At 72.7% G+C, this 21,789-nt stretch carries 19 protein-coding genes; 3 read left to right on the top strand and 16 right to left on the bottom strand.

Annotated elements, in window-relative coordinates; genetic code table 11:
• Window positions 1-19 precede the first annotated feature (19 nt).
• Window positions 20-1,039 (top strand): TDT family transporter, encoded by a 1,020-nt coding sequence (locus tag AC1DZC_RS13885; RefSeq protein ID WP_477043677.1) that lies wholly within the window; start codon window positions 20-22, stop codon window positions 1,037-1,039.
• On the opposite strand, the gene AC1DZC_RS13880 is transcribed toward AC1DZC_RS13885, so the two are convergent.
• From AC1DZC_RS13880 to AC1DZC_RS13860, 5 genes are read right to left on the bottom strand one after another with little or no spacing between them, the layout of a single operon-like run.
• On the bottom strand, window positions 1,036-1,884 hold the full coding sequence (locus AC1DZC_RS13880; protein WP_477043676.1) for an aldehyde dehydrogenase family protein: 849 nt from the start codon (window positions 1,882-1,884) through the stop codon (window positions 1,036-1,038). The genes AC1DZC_RS13885 and AC1DZC_RS13880 overlap by 4 nt on opposite strands.
• Window positions 1,881-3,329 carry an aldehyde dehydrogenase family protein gene (locus tag AC1DZC_RS13875; protein ID WP_477043675.1) on the bottom strand — a complete coding sequence of 483 codons (1,449 nt, stop codon included), beginning with the start codon at window positions 3,327-3,329 and terminating at the stop codon, window positions 1,881-1,883. Before AC1DZC_RS13875 ends, AC1DZC_RS13880 begins: the two co-directional genes overlap by 4 nt.
• A gap of 9 nt (window positions 3,330-3,338) precedes the next feature.
• The gene (deoC, locus tag AC1DZC_RS13870; RefSeq protein ID WP_477039626.1) at window positions 3,339-4,328 is read right to left on the bottom strand and encodes a deoxyribose-phosphate aldolase; all 990 of its coding nucleotides are present in this window, start codon (window positions 4,326-4,328) and stop codon (window positions 3,339-3,341) included.
• A 37-nt stretch (window positions 4,329-4,365) separates the two neighbouring features.
• Entirely contained in the window at window positions 4,366-6,219 is a 1,854-nt protein-coding gene (locus tag AC1DZC_RS13865; protein WP_477039627.1) for a phospho-sugar mutase, read from the bottom strand.
• A gap of 37 nt (window positions 6,220-6,256) precedes the next feature.
• Window positions 6,257-7,099, bottom strand: coding sequence for a purine-nucleoside phosphorylase (locus AC1DZC_RS13860; RefSeq protein ID WP_477043674.1), 843 nt, complete (start codon window positions 7,097-7,099; stop codon window positions 6,257-6,259).
• A 44-nt stretch (window positions 7,100-7,143) separates the two neighbouring features.
• Between AC1DZC_RS13860 and AC1DZC_RS13855 the strand changes: the two genes are divergently transcribed.
• Window positions 7,144-8,595, top strand: a complete 1,452-nt coding sequence (locus AC1DZC_RS13855) for an NAD(P)H-quinone dehydrogenase (RefSeq protein ID WP_477043673.1) — start codon at window positions 7,144-7,146, stop codon at window positions 8,593-8,595.
• A 99-nt stretch (window positions 8,596-8,694) separates the two neighbouring features.
• Here AC1DZC_RS13855 and AC1DZC_RS13850 read toward each other — a convergent pair whose 3' ends face one another.
• The 10 genes from AC1DZC_RS13850 to AC1DZC_RS13805 all read right to left on the bottom strand — a co-directional run bounded on the left by AC1DZC_RS13850 (window position 8,695) and on the right by AC1DZC_RS13805 (window position 19,076).
• Complete coding sequence (locus tag AC1DZC_RS13850; protein WP_477043672.1) at window positions 8,695-8,877, bottom strand: hypothetical protein; 183 nt, start codon at window positions 8,875-8,877, stop codon at window positions 8,695-8,697.
• A 61-nt stretch (window positions 8,878-8,938) separates the two neighbouring features.
• Window positions 8,939-10,876 carry an endonuclease/exonuclease/phosphatase family protein gene (locus AC1DZC_RS13845; RefSeq protein WP_477043671.1) on the bottom strand — a complete coding sequence of 646 codons (1,938 nt, stop codon included), beginning with the start codon at window positions 10,874-10,876 and terminating at the stop codon, window positions 8,939-8,941.
• A gap of 22 nt (window positions 10,877-10,898) precedes the next feature.
• Complete coding sequence (efeB, locus tag AC1DZC_RS13840) at window positions 10,899-12,296, bottom strand: iron uptake transporter deferrochelatase/peroxidase subunit (protein WP_477043670.1); 1,398 nt, start codon at window positions 12,294-12,296, stop codon at window positions 10,899-10,901.
• Window positions 12,297-12,310: 14 nt separating this feature from the next.
• A complete protein-coding gene (efeO, locus tag AC1DZC_RS13835; protein WP_477039633.1) occupies window positions 12,311-13,516 on the bottom strand; it encodes an iron uptake system protein EfeO in 1,206 nt (401 codons plus the stop codon).
• 31 nt (window positions 13,517-13,547) lie between these two features.
• Complete coding sequence (gene efeU / locus AC1DZC_RS13830) at window positions 13,548-14,423, bottom strand: iron uptake transporter permease EfeU (RefSeq protein WP_477039634.1); 876 nt, start codon at window positions 14,421-14,423, stop codon at window positions 13,548-13,550.
• Window positions 14,424-14,537: 114 nt separating this feature from the next.
• A complete protein-coding gene (locus AC1DZC_RS13825; protein WP_477039635.1) occupies window positions 14,538-15,023 on the bottom strand; it encodes an NUDIX domain-containing protein in 486 nt (161 codons plus the stop codon).
• An 8-nt stretch (window positions 15,024-15,031) separates the two neighbouring features.
• Window positions 15,032-16,831 (bottom strand): acetyl/propionyl/methylcrotonyl-CoA carboxylase subunit alpha, encoded by a 1,800-nt coding sequence (locus AC1DZC_RS13820; RefSeq protein WP_477043669.1) that lies wholly within the window; start codon window positions 16,829-16,831, stop codon window positions 15,032-15,034.
• A gap of 165 nt (window positions 16,832-16,996) precedes the next feature.
• Window positions 16,997-17,638, bottom strand: a complete 642-nt coding sequence (locus AC1DZC_RS13815) for a Maf family protein (RefSeq protein ID WP_477043668.1) — start codon at window positions 17,636-17,638, stop codon at window positions 16,997-16,999.
• A 36-nt stretch (window positions 17,639-17,674) separates the two neighbouring features.
• Window positions 17,675-18,724 carry a LacI family DNA-binding transcriptional regulator gene (locus AC1DZC_RS13810; protein WP_477043667.1) on the bottom strand — a complete coding sequence of 350 codons (1,050 nt, stop codon included), beginning with the start codon at window positions 18,722-18,724 and terminating at the stop codon, window positions 17,675-17,677.
• A 124-nt stretch (window positions 18,725-18,848) separates the two neighbouring features.
• A complete protein-coding gene (locus AC1DZC_RS13805; RefSeq protein ID WP_477043666.1) occupies window positions 18,849-19,076 on the bottom strand; it encodes a hypothetical protein in 228 nt (75 codons plus the stop codon).
• 218 nt (window positions 19,077-19,294) lie between these two features.
• Between AC1DZC_RS13805 and AC1DZC_RS13800 the strand changes: the two genes are divergently transcribed.
• Complete coding sequence (locus AC1DZC_RS13800; RefSeq protein ID WP_477039639.1) at window positions 19,295-20,011, top strand: vitamin K epoxide reductase family protein; 717 nt, start codon at window positions 19,295-19,297, stop codon at window positions 20,009-20,011.
• Between the two features lie 54 nt (window positions 20,012-20,065).
• Here the strand turns inward: AC1DZC_RS13800 and AC1DZC_RS13795 are convergent, their stop codons facing one another.
• Window positions 20,066-21,778 carry a DUF885 domain-containing protein gene (locus tag AC1DZC_RS13795; RefSeq protein WP_477043711.1) on the bottom strand — a complete coding sequence of 571 codons (1,713 nt, stop codon included), beginning with the start codon at window positions 21,776-21,778 and terminating at the stop codon, window positions 20,066-20,068.
• Window positions 21,779-21,789 lie beyond the last annotated feature (11 nt).

Here is a 21,789-nt window from a genome sequence, read left to right as displayed (position 1 = left end):
CCGCACGCACTCTGGACGCATGACGACGACCATGGACCGGGCGGAGGTGCGACGCCTGTCGGCGGTCGGGCCCAACTGGTACGCGTCCGTCATGGCGACCGGCATCGTCGCGAACGCTTCGGTCACGCTGCCGGTCCCCGGCCTGGATCGGTTCGGGCGGGCGGTGTGGCTGTTCGCCGTGCTGCTGCTCGTCGTCGTGACCGCGGCGACGGTGGCGCACTGGGTGCAGCACCCGGCGACCGCCCGGGGCCACCTGCGGCACCCCGTGCTCGGCAGCTTCTACGGTGCCATGCCGATGGCGCTCCTGACGGTCGGCTCCGGGGCGCTCGTGTTCGGCCGTGACCTGGTCGGGCTGCACGCGGCCCTCGTCGTCGCCTGGACGCTCTGGATCGTCGGCACGGTGGGCGGGCTGGTCTGCGCGGCCGTCGTGCCCCGTCGCGCCTACACCGGCGACGCGTTCGGCGGCTGGTTGATGCCCGTCGTGCCGCCCATGGTCTCCGCCGCGAGCGGTGCGCTGCTCGTGGCGGAGATGCCGGACGGCCCGGGCCGGGAGGCGATGCTGGTGGCCTGCTACGCGATGTTCGGGGTCGCGCTGGTCGCGAGCGTCGTCGTGGTCGTGCCGATCGGGCGGCGGCTGCTCCGGCACGGCGTCGGGCCGGCCGCGCTCGTGCCGACCTTGTGGATCGTCCTCGGCCCGCTCGGCCAGTCGATCACGGCCGCGCACGGGCTCGGTCTGGCGACGGGCTCGGCGGCACGCGCGTTCGGCGTGCGGTACGGGCTCGTGGCCTGGGTGCTCGCGATGCTCTGGCTCGCCGTGGTCGTCGTTGTGACCCTGCGCGCCCGGCCGCCGTTCGGGCTGCCCTGGTGGAGCTTCACGTTCCCGGTCGGCACGGTCGTCACCGGGTCCAGCGCCCTGGCGGCGAGCACCGGCGCAGCGGTGTTCGCGTGGTCGGCCGTCGGCCTCTACGCGGCGCTCGTCGTGGCGTGGGCCGTCGTCGGGACGCTGACCGCGCGCAACGCGCAGCGGCTGCTCGCCTAGATCAGACCCTTCGTGTGCCAGACCGTCTTCGTCTCGGTGAACGCCGTGATGCGGCCCAGCGACTGACCGACCTCCTCGGGCGGGAGCACGCGCTTGAGCGTGTCCGCCGCGGCGATCTGCAGGTCGACCCAGTCGAGGTCGCCCGCGCCGGCCAGGTCGAGCCCGTTGACGTCCGCGTGGCTCGCCAGCCAGGGCGCGATCTCGGCCGGGGAGCCCGTCAGCACGTTGACGACGCCCTTGGGCACGTCGCTCGTCGCGAGGACCTCGGACAGGCTGATCGCCGAGAGCGGGAGCCGCTCGGAGGCCACCACGACCACGGTGTTGCCCGCGACGAGGGCCGGCGCGACCACGGAGACGAGACCGAGCAGCGAGGAGTCCTGCGGCGCGACGATGGCCACGACGCCGGTCGGCTCGGGCACCGAGATGTTGAAGTACGGCCCGGCGACGGGGTTGGCGTTGCCGGCGACCTGCGCGTACTTGTCGGCCCAGCCCGCGTACCAGACCCAGCGGTCGATGGCGGCGTCCACCTGCGCCGTCGCCTTGGACACCGAGACGCCCTCGGCGTCGACGATCTCCGCGACGAACTGCTCGCGACGACCCTCGAGCAGCTCCGCGATCCGGTACAGCACCTGCCCGCGGTTGTAGGCGGTCGCACCCGACCAGCCGGCGACGGCCGCGCGCGCGGCGACGACCGCGTCGCGGGCGTCCTTGCGGGACGCCTTGGCGGCGTTGGCCAGGAACGCGCCCTTGGCGCTCGCGATCTCGTAGGTGCGCCCCGACTCGCTGCGCGGGAACGCGCCGCCGATGTAGAGCTTGTAGGTCTTCGGTACTGCCAGCCGGCTCACTTGGTGGCTCCGTTGCTCTTCAGGTACGCGGCGATGCCGTGCCGGCCGCCCTCGCGGCCGTAGCCGGACTCCTTGTAGCCGCCGAACGGGCTCGACGGGTCGAACCGGTTGAACGTGTTGGCCCACACGACGCCCGCGCGCAGCTGGTCGGCGACCGCGAGGATGCGGCTGCCCTTGTCGGTCCAGATGCCCGCCGACAGGCCGTACGGCGTGTTGTTCGCCTTGGCGATCGCCTCCGCGGGCGTGCGGAACGTGAGCACCGACAGCACCGGGCCGAAGATCTCCTCGCGGGCGATCCGGTGGCTCGTCGAGACGTTGTCGAAGATCGTCGGCGCGAACCAGAAGCCGTTGGCCGGGATCTCGCACGCGGCCGTCCAGCGCTCGGCGCCCTCGGCGTCCCCGATGTCGCTCAGGGTGCGGATCCGCTCCAGCTGCTCCGCGCTGTTGATCGCCCCGATGTCGGTGTTCTTGTCGAGCGGGTCGCCCAGGCGCAACGTCGACAGGCGCGCCTTGAGCCGGTCGACGACCTCGTCGTGCACGGACTCCTGCACCAGCAGGCGGCTGCCGGCGCAGCAGACGTGGCCCTGGTTGAAGAAGATGCCGTTGACGATGCCCTCGATGGCCTGGTCGATCGGCGCGTCGTCGAACACGATGTTCGCCGCCTTGCCGCCCAGCTCCAGCGTGAGCTTCTTGCGCGTGCCGGCCACCTGCTTGGCGATCGCGCGACCGACGTCCGTCGAGCCCGTGAAGGCGACCTTGTCGACGTCCTGGTGGCCGACGAGGGCGGCGCCCGTGGAGCCGGCACCGGTGACGATGTTGACGACGCCCGGGGGCAGGTCGGCCTGCTGGACGATCTCCGCGAACAGCAGCGCGGTCAGCGACGTGGTCTCGGCGGGCTTGAGCACGACGGTGTTGCCGGCCGCGAGCGCCGGGGCGATCTTCCACGCGAGCATGAGCAGCGGGAAGTTCCACGGGATGACCTGCGCGGCGACGCCCAGGGGAGCGGGCGCAGCGCCGAGGCCGACGTGGTCGAGCTTGTCGGCCCAGCCGGCGTAGTAGAAGAACCAGGCCGCGACGAGCGGCACGTCGACGTCGCGGCTCTCCTTGATCGGCTTGCCGTTGTCGAGCGACTCCGCGACCGCCAGCTCGCGGGACCGTTCCTGGACCAGCCGCGCGATCCGGAACAGGTACTTGCCGCGGTCGGCTCCCGAGAGGCGCGACCAGGTCTTGTCGTAGGCCTTGCGCGCTGCGGCGACCGCTGCGTCCACGTCGGCCTCGGACGCCGTCGCGATCGTCGCGATGTGCTTCTCGGTGGCCGGGTTGATCGACGAGAACGGCGTGCCGCCGCCCGCCCGGAACTCTCCGCCGATGAACAACCCGTACTCGCTGCGCAGGTTGAGGATCGCCTGGGACTCCGGTGCCGGGGCGTAGTCGAGGAATGTCATCAGGGGGCCTCAGTCGATCGTCACGTAGTCGGGACCGGAGTAGTGGCCGGTCGCCACCTTCTGGCGCTGCAGGAGCACGTCGTTCAGCAGGCTGGACGCGCCGAACCGGAACAGGTGCGGCGACAGCCACTCCTCGCCCGCCGTCTCGGCGACGGTCACCAGGTACTTGATCGCGTCCTTCGAGGCGCGGATGCCACCCGCGGGCTTCACGCCCACCTGCAGGCCGGTCAGCCGGTGCCAGTCGCGGACCACCTCGAGCATGAGCAGCGTGACGGGCAGGGTGGCCGCGGGGGCGACCTTGCCCGTCGAGGTCTTGATGAAGTCGCCGCCGGCCAGGATGCCCAGCCAGCTCGCGCGGCGGACGTTGTCGTAGGTGTTCAGCTCGCCGGTCTCGAGGATGACCTTGAGGTGCGCGTACGTGCCGTCGGCTCGTCGGCAGGCCTCCTTCACGGCGACGATCTCGTCGTAGACCTCGCCGTAGCGCCCCGCCAGGAACGCGCCGCGGTCGATGACCATGTCGATCTCGTCGGCACCCGCGGCGACCGCGTCGGCGGTGTCCTCCAGCTTGATCGAGCGCGACGCCCGCCCGCTCGGGAAGGCCGTGGCCACGGCGGCGACCGCGATCTCGCCGTGCGCGGCACCGAGCGCCTCGACGGCGTGCGGGACCATGTCGCCGTAGACGCAGACCGCGGCCACGCGCGGGCAGGTCGGGTCGGACGGGTCGGGCGTCATGGCCTTCGCGACGAGGGACCGCACCTTGCCGCGCGTGTCCGCACCCTCGAGCGTGGTGAGGTCGATGAGCCCGATGATCCGGTCGAGCGCCCACGCCTTCGAGGTCGTCTTGATCGACCGGGTGCCCAGGCCCGCGGCCCGCTGCTGGAGGCCGACCGCGTCGACCCCCGGGATGCCGTGCAGGTAGCGGCGGAGGTTCGCGTCGGTCGCCTCACCGCCGATGAGCGCGAGCGCGCGGTCCGTCGGGGCGATCTGGGTGCCGGTCATGGATTCATCTTCGCTCACCCGGGGGCGACGAGCGCACCTAGATGCCCAGTGAGACCCGGATGTCCACGGCCACGGCGTCCAGGCGCTTGCGAGCCTCGTCGCGCGCGTGGCCGAGGGCCTTGCCGTCGGCGTGCGACCCGACGGGTTGGATCACCTCGAGGTAGGCCTTGATCTTCGGCTCCGTGCCGCTGGGACGCACCACGACGCGCGTCCCGTCCTCCGTGAGCAGCCGCAGGCCCTCGGTGGGCGGCAGGCCGTCGCGGTCGTCCTCGGTCCCGGCGGCCAGGTCCACCACGTCGGTCACGCGCGACCCGCCGAGGCTGCGCGGGGGAGTCCGCTTGATGTCGTGCACCAGCGGCAGGATCTGGTCCTGGTCGGTGAACCGGGCGGACACCTGGTCGGTGAGGTGCAGGCCGTGGGTGCGCGCGATGTCGTCGAGCGCGTCGATCAGGGTGCGTCCCTCGGCGTGCAGCCGGGCCGCCAGCCCCGCCATGAGCAGCGCCGCGGAGATGCCGTCCTTGTCGCGCACGTGCGCCGGGTCGACGCAGTAGCCGAGCGCCTCCTCGTACCCGAAGCCGAGGTGCTCGACGCGGGAGATCCACTTGAAGCCCGTGAGCGTCTGCGCGTAGCCCAGGCCCGCGGACGCGGCGATCTTGCCCAGCAGTCGCGACGAGACGATCGAGCTGGCGAACGTCGGCGTCGTCGAGTCGGGGTCCGCGTCCGAACCGAGCCAGCGGGCGGCCATCGCGGTGCCGAGCAGCGCGCCGGTCTCGTCGCCATGCAGCATGCGCCAACCCTCGGCTTCCGCGGTGTCCGGGCCGCGGTGGCTGCGGTGCCGGGGGTCCTGCACGGCGACCGCGCACCGGTCCGCGTCCGGGTCGAGAGCGATGACGATGTCGGCGCCCTCGTCGCTGGCCAGGCCGGTGGCCATGTCGATGGCGCCGGGCTCCTCGGGGTTCGGGAACGCGATCGAGGGGAAGTCCGGGTTGGGCTCGAACTGCTCGGGCACCACGAGCAGGTGCCGGAACCCGGCCTGCGTGAGCACCCGCTGCGCCACCTCGCCGCCGACCCCGTGCAGCGGCGTGAGCACGATCTTGAGGTTCCCGGCGGCCGCCCGGCTGGCCTCGTCGGTCGGCGCGAGGGCGACGACGGCGTCCACGTACGCATCGAGCACGTCGAAGCCGAGCATCGTCCAGCCGTTGGTGGACCGCGGGACCGAAGCGACGGACGGGACGTGCGCGATCTCGGCCGCGATCGCGGCGTCGGCGGGCGGAACGATCTGGGAGCCCTGGCCCGAGTCGGTGACCACCCGGCCGCCGAGGTAGACCTTGTAGCCGTTGTCCTCGCGGGGGTTGTGCGACGCGGTGACCATGATCCCCGCGTCGGCGTCGAGGTGCCGCACCGCGAAGGCCAGCACGGGGGTGGGCAGGCTCTCCGGCAGCACCAGCACCTCGATTCCCACGGCGGTGAGCACGGCCGCCGAGTCGCGCGCGAAGTCCACCGACTTGTGGCGCGCGTCGTACCCGATGACCACACGCGGGCGCGGGTGGACCCCGTCCAGCTCGCCCAGCAGGTAGTCCGCGAGGCCGGACGCGGCGCGGATGACGACCGCGCGGTTCATCCGGTGCGGACCGCCGCCGAGCCGCCCGCGCAGGCCGGCGGTGCCGAACTGCAGCAGACCGCTGAACCGGTCGGCCAGCTCTGCCCGGGCCTCGCGGCGGGCATCGATCGCCTGGCGCTGCGTCGGGTCGGGCTCGCGGCTGTCGGTGGTCTGCGCGTCCGCCAGGGTCAGGAGGGCACGGAGCTCGTCGGCCGTCTGGGGATCCGGGTCGTCCTCGATCCATGCCTGCACGCGCGTCCGGAGGTCTGCCCACGCATCGTCGCCGGTCATGGGCCCAAACTACTCACGCCTGCGGGCGTGCGCTCATTCAGAGCCGGCGGACGATCTGGGCCAGCAGCGCACTGATCCGCGGGCCCGCCGCGACGCCCGCCTCGATCACCTCGGTGTGAGACAGCGGGATGGGGCTGATCCCGGCCGCGAGGTTGGTCACCAGCGAGATGCCCAGGATCTCCAGCCCCGCGTGCCGGGCCGCGATGGCCTCCAGGCTCGTCGACATGCCGACCAGGTCGCCGCCGACGACACCGGCCATCTTCACCTCGGCCGGCGTCTCGTAGTGCGGCCCGGGGAACTGCACGTAGACGCCCTCGTCGAGGGTCGGGTCGACCTCGCGCGCGATCGCCCGGAGCCGCGGCGAGTACAGGTCGGTGAGGTCGACGAACGTCGCGCCCTCCAGCGGCGAGGTGGCCGTGAGGTTGATGTGGTCGCTGATCAGCACGGGTGTGCCCGGGCCCCAGCCGAGGTTCAGCCCGCCGCACCCGTTGGTGAGCACGACCGTCGTCGCGCCTGCGGCGGCCGCGGTCCGCACGCCGTGGACGACGCGACGCACGCCGCGGCCCTCGTACAGGTGCGTGCGGCTGCCGAGCACCAAGGCGTGCTTGGCTGCTGTTCCTGACGTTCCTTCGATGCGGATCGAGCGGATCGTGCCCACGTGACCCACCACGGCGGGCGTGGAGAACCCCGGCACCTCGTGGCTGGCCAGCTCCGCCACGGTCTCGCCCAGCAGGTCCGCGGCCCCGCCCCAGCCCGAGCCGAGCACGAGGGCGACGTCGTGCGTCGGCACCCCTGTCGTCCGTGCGATGTAGCCCGCAGCGGCCCGCGCGACCTCGAACGGGTCGGTGGCCGGGTCGTCCAGAGATGTGACGTCGCTCATGATCGAAGGCTAACCCGCTGGCCGGTCCGGACCAGAGCGGCAGAATGTTTCCTGTGAGCACCCCTGCGCAGGAATCGGCCAACCCTCGCGTCGTCATCATCGGCGGCGGACCGGGCGGGTACGAGGCGGCACTGGTCGGTCGACGGCTCGGCGCCGACGTCACGGTCGTCGAGGCCGTGGGGCTCGGCGGGGCCGCGGTCCTGACCGACGTCGTGCCGTCCAAGACGCTGATCGCGACCGCCGAGTGGATGACCATCGCGGACCGCGCACCCGAGCTGGGCATCCGGCTCGACGGCACCGCCCTCGACGCCCCCGGCCTCGACGACCTGCGGCACCGTATCGACCTCGCCGCCGTCAACACCCGCGTCAAGGCGCTCGCGGCCGCGCAGTCCGCGGACATCCGGGCCCGGCTCGAGCGCGAGGGCGTGCGGATCGTCCTCGGCCACGGCCGCCTCGACGGGCCGTCGCGCGTGCTCGTCTCCACCCCCGAGGGTGCCGACGACCTGACGCTCGACGCCGACGCCGTCCTGATCGCGACCGGCGCCACCCCGCGGATGCTCCCCGAGGCGAAGCCCGACGGCGAGCGCATCCTCACGTGGACCCAGCTGTACGACCTGCCCGAGCTGCCGAAGAAGCTGATCGTCGTCGGCTCCGGCGTCACCGGCGCCGAGTTCGCCGGCGCGTACACCTCGCTCGGCGCCGAGGTCGTGCTCGTCTCCAGCCGCGACCGCGTCCTGCCCGGCGAGGACGCCGACGCCGCCCAGCTGCTCGAGGACGTCTTCAAGACCCGCGGCATGACGGTGATGTCCCAGTCCCGCGCCTCCAAGGCGGTCCGGACCGCCGACGGGGTCGAGGTGACCCTGGCCGACGGGCGCGTCGTCGAGGGCTCGCACGTCCTGTTCGCCGTCGGCTCGATCCCGACGTCGCACGGCCTCGGCCTCGAGGAGGCGGGCGTCCGCCTGACGCCGTCCGGGCACATCGAGGTCGACAAGGTCTCACGCACCAACGTCCGGGGCGTGTACGCCGCCGGCGACGTCACCGGAGTCCTGCCGCTCGCGTCCGTCGCGGCCATGCAGGGGCGCCTGGCCATGGCGCACGCGCTCGGCGACGCCGTCGCGCCGCTGTCGCTGCGGGGGGTGTCGTCGAACATCTTCACGCTGCCGGAGATCGCGACCGTGGGGTTCTCCGAGGCCACGATGCAGGAACGCGGCATCAAGTACTCGGTCAGCATGCTGCCGCTCGCCCGCAACCCGCGCGCCAAGATGCTCGGCGTACGCGACGGCTTCATCAAGATCTTCGCCCACGCAGGGTCGGGCGTCGTCGTCGGCGCGGTCATCGTCGGGCCGCGTGCCAGCGAGTCGATCTTCCCGCTCACCATGGCGGTCAACTACCGCCTCACCACCGACCAGATCGCCGAGACGTCCACGGTCTACCCGTCGTACTCGGGCACGATCGCCGAGGTCGCGCGCATCCTCCACCACCGCATCGAGGACTGAGCCGGTCCGACCAACGAATACCGGCCCGAAGCCAGCCGAGCGGTCCGTTCCCGCGATCGAGAACAACGTTGTGCGCGTCAAGCCGTCCTATAACGCTGTTCAGGTTGTTCTCGCTCGGCCGGCACCGGTAGGCAGCGGCGCGTCCGACGTCGCGACCTCCAGCACGCGTGACGTGGAGATCTGCGCACGGGCGAGCACCGCGAAGCGGGCGCCGGCCACGTCGTTGGCGGCGAGCCCATGGTCGGCGCCGACCCGGACGACGACCCGTGCGCCGACGGGCACGTCGTCGACGGTGACGCAGACGCGGGCGTCGACCTGGTGGTCCGCGAGTCGACGGGGCCGGTCACCCGCCGGGCGTGAGGCGGGCGACCACCGGGAGGTGGTCGGACTCCGTCTGGCCGGGCAGGACCTTGGCGGACTCGAACGTGACGCCCTGGCCGAAGATCCAGTCGATGCGTTCGGTGGGGTCGGTGCTGGTCGACGTCAGTGACGACGGGTCGCCGGCGGCGTCGACGGCCGAGACCCAGCCGGCATCGGTCAGGAACGTGATCTCGGGGGAGCCGGGCGTGGCGTTGAAGTCGCCGGCGAGCAGGGCCGGCGGCGTCACCGGCTCGGCCTCCGCGAGCGCGGACAGCTGCTCCAGCCGCGTCGGCGTGTTCTCGGCGCGGTGCTGCAGGTGGACCGACGTCACGCGCAGCGACACCCCCGAGGCGGTGGTGAGCGTCGTGGCGAGGGCCGAGCGGTTCTGGGGGCCGTCGCCGTAGGGCAGGTCGTGGATCGCCACGTCGGTGAGGGCCGACCGCGACAGCACCGCGTTGCCGAACTGCCGGTCGGCGGCGGGCGCGAAGTGGATCGTCATGTTCAGCCGTCGCGACAGCCACGTGGCCATGTCGGCGCCGCCGCCGAAGATCCAGCCTCGCTCGACCTCCTGCAGGGTGACCACCGAGGGGTCCTGCGCCTCGATCGTCTGCGCGATGGCCTCGAGGTCGACGCCGGTGACGGGCGAGACGCCGTAGTGCAGGTTCCAGTCGACGATCGTCACGGTGTCGTCGGCGGCGCGGTCGGGCACGGTGGGCGTGGAGAGGGCGACGAGGCCGATGGCGGCGAGCACAAGCGCGGGCAGGAGCAGGAGCCGGACCGAGGCCATGCTGCGGGGGAGGCGGTCGGACGGGCCGGCCAGCGGGGTCCGTCGGCGCAGGCCGGACAGCGCGAGCGCGAGCGCGGTCAGGACGAGGACCCACACGTTGTCGACGCCGAGCGGGAGGTCGTAGTCGAGCATGTAGACGAGCAACGGGGCGATGGTCAGCACGCCGACGACGAGCGTCGCGGCCGCGGTCCGCGGGATGCCACGGGGCGCGGGCCGGTGGGCGCTCAGGGCCGCCGCGAGCACGACGCCGACGGACACCAGGAGCACGCCGATGGCCACGAGTGCCCAGAAGTCGGTGATCCAGAGCGCGCCGGCGACCCCGACGACGACCAGCACGGCCGCGCCCACGCGCCACGGCGCCGACCACTGCGCCGGTCGCAGCAGCAGGCCTGCGCCGACGAAGTTGGCGGCGACCAGCACGATCCCCGCGGTGCGCAGCGACGTGCCCGACTGTGAGGCGGCGAAGGCGGGGTTGGCCAGGATCATCGCGGCGATCGCGAGGAACGGGCCGAGGGCCCAGAGGCGACGCGGGCGGCCGGTCGGCTGGGTCTCCACTGTGGTGAACGCCGCGAGGCCGCGGGCGGTGCCGAGCACGGACAGGCCGAGCAGGACGGCGACGATCCACCCGGACCAGCCCGGCTGCCACAGCGCGTCCCAGGTGCCCAGCAGGAGCTGGAGCCCGACGGACAGCCCGCACCCGAGGACGAGCCCGACGGCGGCCTGCCGACCGCCCGACGGCCGACCCGCGACGAACGCGACGCCGAGGCACAGCACCCCGACGGCCACCGCGACGGTGACGAGGCCGACGACGTTCAGCGCGATCCCGTCGAGACCCTGCAGGACGATCCGCAGGACGGCGAGCACCGCCGAGCCGAGCAGCATCGAGCGGGCGTCCGGGGTGCCGGACAGGCACCGGCCGAGGACCAGCACGAGGGCCGCGACGACCCCGGCCCCGGCGTAGGAGCCGAGCGAGGCGAGCGCCGCGTCGACGGTGCTCACCGCGAACGCCCGGTCCAGCAGCGGCCCGCTGGCCCGGACCATCTCCAGGGCCATGACCGTCAGGAGCGCGACGAGCCACACCCGGGTGGGTGTGCCGGCGTCGAGGGGGGTGCGCGCCGGTTGCTCAGTCGTCACGCGCGGCAGAGTACCGCTGCGACTACGCGAACAGCGCCTGGCCGACGTACGGGCTGTCGTCGGTGGTCACGGGCGTGCCGTCGGAGCCGAGGACGAGCGATCCGTCGGGCACCCCGGGAGGGACCGCGTAGAGCCCGGACGCGGTGTGCGTGAGGTACTCCATCAGGCCGTCGTTGCTCGACAGGGCTGTCTGCATCGGGATGTAGTGCGTGCGCGGGTCCGTGACGAACGCGAGGAAGAACAGCCCCGCGTCCAGCCGGCCGAGGCTGTCGTTGCCGTCGGTGAAGTTGTAGCCGCGGCGCAGCATCCGCACGCCCTTGTTCTCGCTGGGGTGGGCCAGGCGGACGTGCGAGTCGACGGCGATCAGCGGCTTGCCGTCGCCGCCCTTGGCCGTGAAGTCGGGCTCCGTGAACTCGGTGCCCCCGGACAGCGGCGCACCGGCGCCCTTGGTCCGTCCGACCAGGCCCTCCTGCTCGCCGAGCGAGGTGCGGTCCCACGTCTCGATGCGCATGCGGATGCGTCGCGCGACCAAGAACGAGCCCCCGGCGAGCCACTGCGTCTGGGGCGTCAGCGCGGAGCCGGGCACCCAGACGTGCTCCTGGAGGTCCGAGGTCTCCTCCGCCTTCACGTTCGCGGTGCCGTCCTTGAACCCGAACAGGTTGCGGGGAGTGAGCTGGGCGGTGCTCGTCGAGGACGTGCGCCCGTAGCCGAGCTGGGTCCAGCGGATCGTCGCGGTGCCGAACGCCGCACGGGACAGGTTGCGGATCGCGTGCACGGCGATCTGGGGGTCGTCGGCGCACGCCTGCACGACGATGTCGCCGTCGCTGCGTGCGGGGTCCAGGTCGTCGGCGGCGAAGTGCGGCAGGTCGACCAGGCCCTCCGGCAGCCGGTCGGCGAGCCCGAACCGGTCCTCGCCGGGCGTGCCGTCGGCCGACGGGGTCCCGACGAACATCGAGCGGCCGAAGCCGAACGTGATGGTCAGGCCCGCGGGCAGCAGGTCGGCGGCCTCGCCCGTGTCGTCCGGCGGCGCGTTGTAAGGCCCCGACGCCGGACCGAACGGCCCCGCCGAGAGTCCCTGCGTGAGGCGTGCGGCGATCGTCGTCCAGGTGCGCAGCAGCGTGATCAGGTCGTCGCGCGACGTCGTCGTCAGGTCGAAGGCGGCCAGGTAGAGCCGGTCCTGGGCGGGCGTGACGATGCCGGCCTGGTGGACGCCCGTGAACGGGTACGTGCCGGGCGACCCGGAGGCCGTGGCCGCGGGCGAGGGTGCCGTCGCCCGGCCGACGCCGAAGCCGGTGGCGGCGGCGAGGCCGACGGCGAGCCCTCCGCCCAGCCCGAGGAACCCGCGCCGCGAGAGGCGGGGGCTGTCGGACTGGGCTGAGGACTCCTCCGGGGTGTCGTGCGGGTCCGTGGGGGCGGACACATGACTCCTAGGGATCAGCTGCTGGTGACGGTGGCGGTGAGCTGCGAGAGCGGCTCGGCCAGGGCGTCGACCGCGGCGGCGAGCGCCTTGATCTGCGCGTCCGTCAGGTCGTCATAGTAGGTGAAGCCGGACTCGATCGAGCCCTGCGCGCTGAGCAGGGTCTGCAGCTCGGCGAAGCGCGTGGTGAGCTCGTCGGCGAGGTCCGGGTCCTGCGCCTCGACCACGTCGGCCAGCACCTCGAAGCCGACGTGCGCACCGTCGACGTTGGACTGGAAGTCCCAGAGGTCGGTGTGCGACCAGATCTCCTCCTCGCCGGTGACCTTGCCGGTCGCGACCTCGTCGAGGAGCTCCTTGGCGCCGTTCGCGATCTGGAAGGCCTCGAACGTGAAGTCGGGGGCGTTGACCTCGTCGACGAGCTGCTGCGTGTACTTCACGAGGTCGGCCGCGGCCGCGTCGCGCTGCTCCTGCGTCAGCGGCACGTAGGCCACGCCGCCGTTGGCGTCGGGCTCGGGCTGCCAGAGGTCCTTCTCGATCAGGTGCCAGCCGCTCCAGGGCGTGCCGGCCTCGACGTCGGCCTCGCGCAGGTCGAGCAGCGGGTCGAGGTCACCGAACGACTCGGCGACGGGCTCGATGCGCTCCCAGTGCACTCGGGTGTCGGCATAGAGGCTGCGCGCCTTCTCGTCGTCCCCCGAGGTGTAGGCGTCGGCGAACTCCTGCGTGCCGGAGATGAGCGCGCCCACCTGGTCCTTCACGTACGCGACGTACTGGGCCTCGGCTGCGGAGATCTGGTCGGCGGTGTCGCCCGTCGGGCCGACGTCCGAGCCGGAGTCGGTGACGGTGAACTCCGCCCGGATGCCGTCGCCGACCATGCCCGGCTTGCACGCGGTGTAGTACGTGCCCGGCTTGACCTGGACGACGAGGTCACGCGACAGGCCGGGGCCGACGTTCTCGACCTCGGAGATGACCCGCAGGCCGTCGTCGCCCAGCAGGTAGAACTCGGTGACGTCGTCGCCCGCGTTGGTGACCGCGAACTGCACCGTGCCGGAGGGGGCCTCGGCGGCCGAGACCTCGCACGCGTCGTCCGTCGACTTCACGGTGAGGACCCCCGACGACGACGCGCTCGGGCCCGAGCCCGCGGTGTCGTTGGCGACGCAGCCGGCGACGAGCGGGAGCACCAGCGCGGCCAGCGCGGCAGCGGTCAGGACAGGGCGGCGGGACATGGGTCTCCTTCGAGACGGGGTGTCGACGAGCTCAGGCGGCGGAGGCCGTGACCGCGGGAGCGGTGGCTGCGGGGCGCGACGGTGCGTGGCCCCAGGTGGTGCGGATGAAGAAGTACATCGTCGGGACGATGTAGGCGATCCACGCGAAGGCCTGGAGCCAGGTGGTCGCCGGAGTGAAGTTGAAGACGCCCTTGAGCAGCGAGCCGTACCAGCTGCTCGGCGGGACCGTCGAGGAGACGTCGAACGCGAGGTTGTTCAGGCCGGGCAGGATGCCGGCCTCCTGCAGGTCGTGGACGCCGTAGGACAGCACCCCGGCCGCGACGACGATGAGGAACAGCCCGGTCCAGGCGAAGAACGTGCGCAGGTTGAGCTTGAGCGCGCCGCGGTAGACCAGCCAGCCGAGCAGCACGGCGGTCGCCAGGCCGAGTGCGGCGCCGATCAGCGGCGCGGCGTTCGGGGTGGTGCCGGGGACGTTGCCGCTGGTCGCCTGGGCACCGGCCCACAGGAACAGCGCCGTCTCCAGGCCCTCGCGCCCCACGGCCAGCAGGGCGACGACGAACACGGCCTTCTGGCCGCCGCCGATCGCGTCGTCGAGCTTGTGGTGCAGGCCGGACTTCATGTGGCGGGCCGTCTTGGCCATCCAGAAGATCATCCAGGTGATCAGGCCGACGGCGATGATCGAGAGCGTCCCGCCGATGGCCTCCTGCGCCTCGAACGACAGCCCCTGCGGGCCGAACGTCAGCAGGGCGCCGAAGCCGAGGGCGACCAGGATGGCTGCCGCCACGCCGGTCCAGAGGGCCGGCAGCTGCTCGCGGCGCTCGGACTTCACCAGGTACGCCACGAGGATGCTGACGACCAGCGCGGCTTCGAGGCCCTCGCGCAGACCGATGAGGTAGTTGGCGACCATGGTGAACTTCCGTCGGGGGACCGTGAGGAGAGGCTTACCTCACTGATCGGCGACCATACCCCTAAGGGTGCCCTTAGTGCGACATCGGTCCGGTTCTTGACCCTGTGAAACCGGTCACCGGTCGAGGCGGTCCCGGAGGTCCGGCCAGGCGTCGGCGAACGCGGGGAGCAATGGCAGGGTCGCGACCTCGTCGACGGGGACCCACCGCAGCTCGATGCTCTCGGCGTCCGTGACCGCCGGGTCGACGGGGAACAGCTCGTCGGCGATCACGGTCGTGTAGGACCAGTCCGGGTGCTGCAGGACCGACTCCCCGCGCAGCCGCACGTTCACACGGTCGATGCCGGCCTCCTCGGCCGCCTCGCGCAGTGCGGCGTCGGCGGCGCTCTCGTCGGGCATCCGGGCGCCGCCGGGGATGCCCCACGTGCCGCCGTGGTGGCTCCACTCGGCGCGGTGCTGCAGGACGACCGCGATCGCGCGGCCGTCGTCGTCGCGCCGCACGAGCAGGAGGCCCGCGGCCCCGAACAGGCCCCAGTGCCGCAGACCGCAGCCGCACTCGACCCAGCCGTCGCCGGGCTGGCGTTCGCGGTGCGGCGGGAGCACGGAGCGCGTCAGCCGACGATCTCGCAGATGGCCGTGCCCGCGCTCACGCTCGACCCGACGCCCGCGGTCAGGGACGTCACGGTGCCGGCGCGATGCGCCACGAGAGGCTGCTCCATCTTCATGGCCTCGAGCACGACGACGAGGTCACCCTCGGCCACCTGCGCGCCCTCGGCGACGGCGACCTTGACGATCGTGCCCTGCATCGGCGAAGCGAGCGTGGTGCCGTTCGAGGAGCTGGTCCGGGCGGCGCGACGCACGGGCCGACGGGCGCCGGGGCCTGCCGAGCCACGGCCGGAACCCGACATCGCGCGGCCCAGGGCCAGCGCTGCGGGCAGGACGACCTCGATGCGCTTGCCGCCGACCTCGACGACGACCCGCTCGAGCGCGGCGGGCTCCTCGTCCTCGTCGGTCGGCTGTGCCGGTGCGGACGCGCCGAGCGCGGCGACGGTCTCCGCGAACTCGGTCTCGATCCAGCGCGTGTGCACGGTGAACGCCTCGTCCGGGTCCCCCGGGGCGAACGCCTTGGCGTCGAGCACGGCGCGGTGGAACGGCACGACGGTCGGGATTCCCACGACCTCGAGCTCGGCGAGCGCGCGGCGGGCGCGGGCCAGGGCCTGCTGCCGGTCGGCGCCGGTGACGATGAGCTTGGCGATCATCGAGTCGAACAGGCCGGAGACGCTGTCGCCCTCGACGACGCCGGAGTCGACGCGGACGCCGGGGCCCGTGGGGAGCCGCAGCGTCGTGATCTTGCCGGGGGCCGGCAGGAAGCCCGCGGACGGGTCCTCGCCGTTGATGCGGAACTCGATGGAGTGCCCGCGGGTCTGCACGCGGTCGTAGCCGAGCGGCTCGCCGGCCGCGATCCGCAGCTGCTCGCGGACCAGGTCGATGCCGCTGACCTCCTCGGTCACCGGGTGCTCGACCTGCAGGCGGGTGTTGACCTCGAGGAACGAGATCGTGCCGTCGGCCGCGACGAGGAACTCGCAGGTGCCGGCGCCGACGTAGCCCGCCTCGCGCAGGATCGCCTTGGACGACTCCACGAGCTGCTCGTTCTGCGCGTCGGTCAGGAACGGCGCGGGCGCCTCCTCGACCAGCTTCTGGTGGCGGCGCTGCAGGGAGCAGTCACGCGTCGAGACGACGACGACCGTGCCGTGCTCGTCGGCGAGGCACTGCGTCTCCACGTGCCGGGGGCGGTCGAGGTACCGCTCGACGAAGCACTCTCCGCGACCGAACGCCGCGACGGCCTCGCGGACGGCGGACTCGAACATCTCGTCGATCTCGTCGACGCTGCGGGCGACCTTGAGGCCGCGGCCGCCGCCGCCGAAGGCCGCCTTGATCGCGATCGGCATGCCGTGCAGGTGCGCGAACGCGTGGATCTCGGCGACGCCCTGGACGGGGTCGGGGGTGCCGGCGACCAGGGGTGCGCCGGCGCGCTGCGCGATGTGCCGCGCGCTCACCTTGTCGCCGAGCGACTCGATGGCCGACGGCGGGGGACCGATCCAGGTGAGCCCTGCGTCGATCACGGCCTGCGCGAACGCGGCGTTCTCGGCGAGGAAGCCGTAGCCCGGGTGCACGGCGTCCGCGCCGGAGCGGCGGGCGACGTCGAGGAGCTTGGAGATGTCGAGGTACGTCTCGGCCGCGCGGGAACCTCCGAGCGCGAACGCCTCGTCGGCGATGCGCACGTGCACCGCCTCCCGGTCGGTGTCGGCGTAGACGGCGACGGAGCCGATCGACGCGTCGCGACAGGCACGGGCGATGCGGACGGCGATCTCACCGCGGTTGGCGATGAGGACCTTGGAGATGACGGGCACGGCTCACCGTAACGCGGAGGGGGGCCGCGCCTCGCGCCCGGAGCGTGTGCCTCGGCAAGATTGGGGAACCGGCCAGGCTCACAGGTGCGTTTTTGTAGGGATCCGACGAGGACCGCGGTCTGACGTACGCGCTGCACGCCGGCGTTTGTCGGCTCCGGACAAGAATCAGGCGGTGCGCCAGAGGTCGGGCATGGTCACGCCGACCTCTCCGAGGAGCGATCGGAGCAGCGGCAGGCTGATCCCGACCACCCCGTGGTGGTCGCCCTCGATGCGCTCGACGAAGGATCCACCGAGCCCGTCGATCGTGAACGCGCCGGCCACCGCGAGCGGTTCGCCCGTCGCGACGTAGGCGTCGATCTCCGCGTCGGACAGGTCCGCGAACGTCACGGTCGTCGACGAGGTCGCGCCGAGCATCGTCGGCGTCGCGCGCTCGTCCATCAGCCAGTGCCCGGTGTGCAGGACGCCGGTGCGGCCGCGCATGGCCCGCCACCGGTTCCTCGCAGCGTCCGCGTCCGCCGGCTTGCCGTGGATCTCGCCGTCCAGCTCGAGCATCGAGTCGCAGCCGAGCAGCAGCAGGTCGTCCGCGTCCTCGAGCTCCTCGGGCAGGTTCCGCGACACGTCCTCGACCTTGGCTTGCGCCAGCAGCAGCACCGCGTCCGCGGGCTCGAGAGCGCCGAACCGGCTCTGCGCGGCGGCCAGCGCGGCCACCTCGTCGAGGTTCGAGACGGCGACCAGCGGGTCGATCCCCGCGGCCACGAGCGTGGCGCGACGGGCGGGCGAGGCGGAGGCGAGCAGCAGACGGGTCACGGGACGCGAGCCTACGGGCCCGGCGGCGGCCCGGCTCTAGTTCGGCGGAGGTGCCGTGCTGTCTCGGACGACGAGGGTCACCGGGATCATGTGCTGCGCCGAGTCGGGGGCGTCACCGGCGCGGTCGCGGGCGATCGAGTGCGTGAGGGCACCGGCGGCGGCCTTGCCCTTCGCCTCGAAGTCCTGGCGGACCGTGGTCAGGGTCGGGCGCATGCGGCGGGCGAGCGGGGCGTCGTCGTACCCGACCACCGAGAGGTCCTCGGGCACGCGCAGGCCGCGCTGCTCGGCGGCGTGCACGACGGCCGCCGCCATCAGGTCGGAGAAGCACAGCACCGCCGTGGGCGGGTCGTCGCCGGCGAGCATCTCGCGGGCGCCCTCGGAGATGTGCGGCTCCATGTTGTCGACGACCTCGTACGTCACGGGGGTCACGCCGCCCGCGGTCAAGGTCTCGACCCAGCCGAGCTGGCGTTCGCGCGCGACGAACCCGCTCGCCGCGGTCGTGATGTCGGGCGCCCAGCCCGGGGGGACCTCGACGTTCATCGTGAGCGTGGCGACCCGACGGTGACCGAGGTCGAGCAGGTGCTGCGCGGCCAGGCGCGCGCCCTCCCGCTCGTCGAGGATCACGCTGGCCGAGCCGGGCCGCGGGTCGCCGTCGACGAACACGAGCGGCAGCTTGCGACGCACGAGCCAGTCGACGGCGGGGTAGTCGGCCGCGCAGCCGTAGACGAGGGCGGCGTCCATCGGGATGTCGCGTGCCGGGATCATGCCCTCGGCGCCGGTCGCCGGCAGCAGCACGACCGCCATGCCGGTGGGGGCGAGCTCCTCGGCGACCGCGCCGAAGAACGCGGCGGCGATCGGGTCGCGGAACGCCGCACCGACGGACTCGGTGAGCAGCACTCCGACCGCGCCGGTCGTGCCGCGGGCCAGGGCGCGCGCGGACGGGTCGGGGCCGACGTAGCCGAGGTCCGCGGCGGCGTCGAGGATCGTGCGCCGCATCTCGGCCGACAGCTGGTCGGGACGCGAGAACGCGTTGGAGACCGTCATGCGGCTCACGCCGACGCGGTCCGCGATGGTCTGCAGGGTCACGCGCGCCACGGGAGCACCACCGTCCACGGGCACGCGCGCGACGACACCCTGTTCCGCTCCATGCGGGACAGGGTAGGTCGCCCAGGCGCTCGTCACTGCGTCGCCGTGCCGCTCGTCCTGCTCGTCACTGCGCCGCTGCGCCGCTCCGGGGTGCCGACGAGGGTGCGATCGCGTCCGCGAGGTGGTGCAGCACGCCGGCGACGGACCGCCGGGTGCGGGCGGCGGGCGGCCGGCGCTCGCCGGTGCGGCGGTGCCGTCGGACCACTACGACGGGTGCGGTGGGGTGGGCGCTGTGCGCCTCCTGGTAGGTGGCGGGTGGTCCGAAGAGGAGCCCGAGCTGGGGTCCGTCCATCGACATGGTGTCCTCGCTCTCATCGGTGTTCTATACCGATAAAGTAGCGCAGATCGTCTGTACCGGTCAAGTGGAATAACGGACAGGACTTCCGACCCGGTCCGCAGCCACAGGTGCGCAGGGCAGAATGGATGGCGCAGTGTTCGGGTCACGGCGGGCGGTACCGCCGGCCCGAGCGGGCCGGCCAGGACGCCGGCCCGACGGCGCGAGGAGAACAGATGGCTGACGGGACGCGAGCGTCGTCGAAGGGGCTGGACGACGGCGTCCACGACCCGGAGACCGACCTCGACGAGATCGACGACGACCTCGACGACTGGGTCGACCCCGATCCCGACCTGCGCGAGCCGCCGACCCCGGCGTGGCGTCGCCGGACCGCGATCGAGATGGTGATCTCCGGCGCGCTCGGGCTGCTGGCGTCCTTCGTCCTGTCGATCGACGCGCTCAAGCTCGCAGCCGACCCGAACGCCAACCTCAGCTGCACCGTCAACCAGGTGATCGACTGCGGCAAGGTGGCCAAGGAGTGGCAGGCGCACCTGCTGGGCGAGTTCTTCCCGAACGCGTTCCTGGGGATCGCTGCCGAGTCCGTCGTGATCACGATCGCGGTGGCGATGCTCGGCGGCGTGATCTTCCCGCGCTGGTACATGCTCACCGCGCAGGCGATCTACACCGTCGGGTTCGTCTTCGCCTGGTGGCTCTTCGCCCAGTCGTACTTCGTCATCGGCGCCCTGTGCCCCTGGTGCCTGCTGATCACGGTCACGACGACGCTCGTCTGGGCCGGCCTGACCCGCATCAACATCCGCGACGGCGTGATCGACATCGGCGCGGGCGCACGGCGGTTCGTCGACCACGGCAGCGACTGGTTCGTCACGGCGGCGATCATCATCCTGATGGCTGCGGCGATCGTGCTGAAGTACGGGTCGCTGCTCTTCGCCTGACCCGACCGACGCGTGGGGCCGGTGGCATCGTCGCCACCGGCCCACCGACCCGTCTCAGGCCGAGAACGCCTGCTTCAGCACGTCCAGCGGCAGCGAGCCCATGCCGAGCGCGCGGGCGTGGAACGCACGGATGTCGAACTCCTCGCCCGCGGCGGCGGCCTTGGCGGCCGCCTCGTCGCGCGTCTGCTCCCAGAGGCGCTGGCCGATCTTGTACGACGGCGCCTGCCCCGGCCAGCCCAGGTACCGGTTCCACTCGAACCGGATGAAGGCCTCGGGCATGTTCACGTTGGCCTTGAGGAACTCCCAGCCCTTGTCGGCGTCCCAGGTGCCGCCGCCCCACTCCTGCGGAGCGGGCAGGCCGAGGTGGACGCCGAGGTCGAACACGACGCGAGCCGCGCGCATGCGCTGGCCGTCGAGCATGCCGAGGTGGTCGCCCGGGTCGTCGAGGAACCCGAGATCCGCCATGAGCCGCTCGCTGTAGAGCGCCCAGCCCTCGCCGTACCCGGAGGTCCAGCACGCGAGCCGGCGCCAGCGGTTGAGCGTCGCGCGCTCGTAGACCGCCTGGCCGATCTGCAGGTGATGGCCCGGGACGCCCTCGTGGTAGACCGTCGTCTTCTCGCGCCAGGTGTTGAACGTGGTGACCTCGGGCGGCACGGACCACCACATGCGGCCCGGTCGGCTGAAGTCGTCGCTCGGCGGCGTGTAGTAGATGCCACCGTTCTGGGTGGGCGCGATCCGGCACTCCAGGCGCCGCAGCTCGTCGGGGATGTCGAAGTGCGCGCCGTCGAGCGCCTCGATCGCCGCGTCGGCGGTCTCCTGCATCCAGGCCTGGAGCGCGTCCGTGCCGGTCAGCAGGCGGGACGGGTCGGCGTCGAGCACCGCGACCGCGTCCGCGACCGTCGCGCCCGGCCCGGCGATCTGCGCGGCGACGGCCTCCTGCTCCGCGACCACCCGCGCGAGCTCCTCGAGCCCCCACTGGTACGTCTCGTCGAGGTCGACCGTGGCGCCCAGGAACTGCCGCGACCACAGGGCGTACCGCTCCCGGCCGGCCGCGTCCGACGCGGGCGCCAGCGGTGCGAGCTCGTCGCGCAGGAAGGCCGCGAGCGTCCCGTAGGCCTGCCGGGCGGCCGCCGCGCCGTGCTCGAGCTCGGCGCGCACCAGCGAGCACGCGGCCGACTCGTCGAGGACCGAGTCGACGAGCTCGCCGGTGATGAACGTGGTGAAGAACGACTCCTGCGGGTCGGCCAGCTCGGCGGACTGCCGGGCTGCCTCCTCGACCTGGCGCGCGGGTGCGACGCCGGAGAGGCTGGCGCCGAGTCGCAGCGACTCGATGTAGCCGTCGATCGCGAAGGGCATGGCGTTGAGGCGGGCGGCGATGTTCGACCAGCCCTCCACGGTGTCCGTGGGCATCACGTCGAAGATGTCGCGCAGGTTCTGGACCGGCGAGGCGATGTTGTTCAGGTAGCGGTGCTCCTCGCCCGCGTCGTGCAGCTCGATCGCCAGGCCCAGGCGCTCGCGCATCGCGGCGAGCGTCAGCTCGTCCACCGTGTCGACCGGGGTCTGGTCCTCCAGCGACGCCAGGGTCGTGCGGGCCAGCGCGACGCGCTCGTCGAGGGCCGCGGGCGAGAAGTCGGTCATCTGGTGGTCGTGGCCGGAGATGCCGATGGCGGTCGCTGCGAGTGGGTCCAGGACGGCGTACCGCGTGAGGTAGGACTCGGCGATCCGGTCGATGGGCGTGCTCGCGCGTTCGGCTGACCCCGGCGTCATCATCACGGCGC

The organism is Cellulomonas sp. P2_B4, assembly GCF_056404795.1.
Note: the sequence above shows the minus strand (reverse complement) of the source record. Positions and strands in the feature narration are given on the sequence as shown.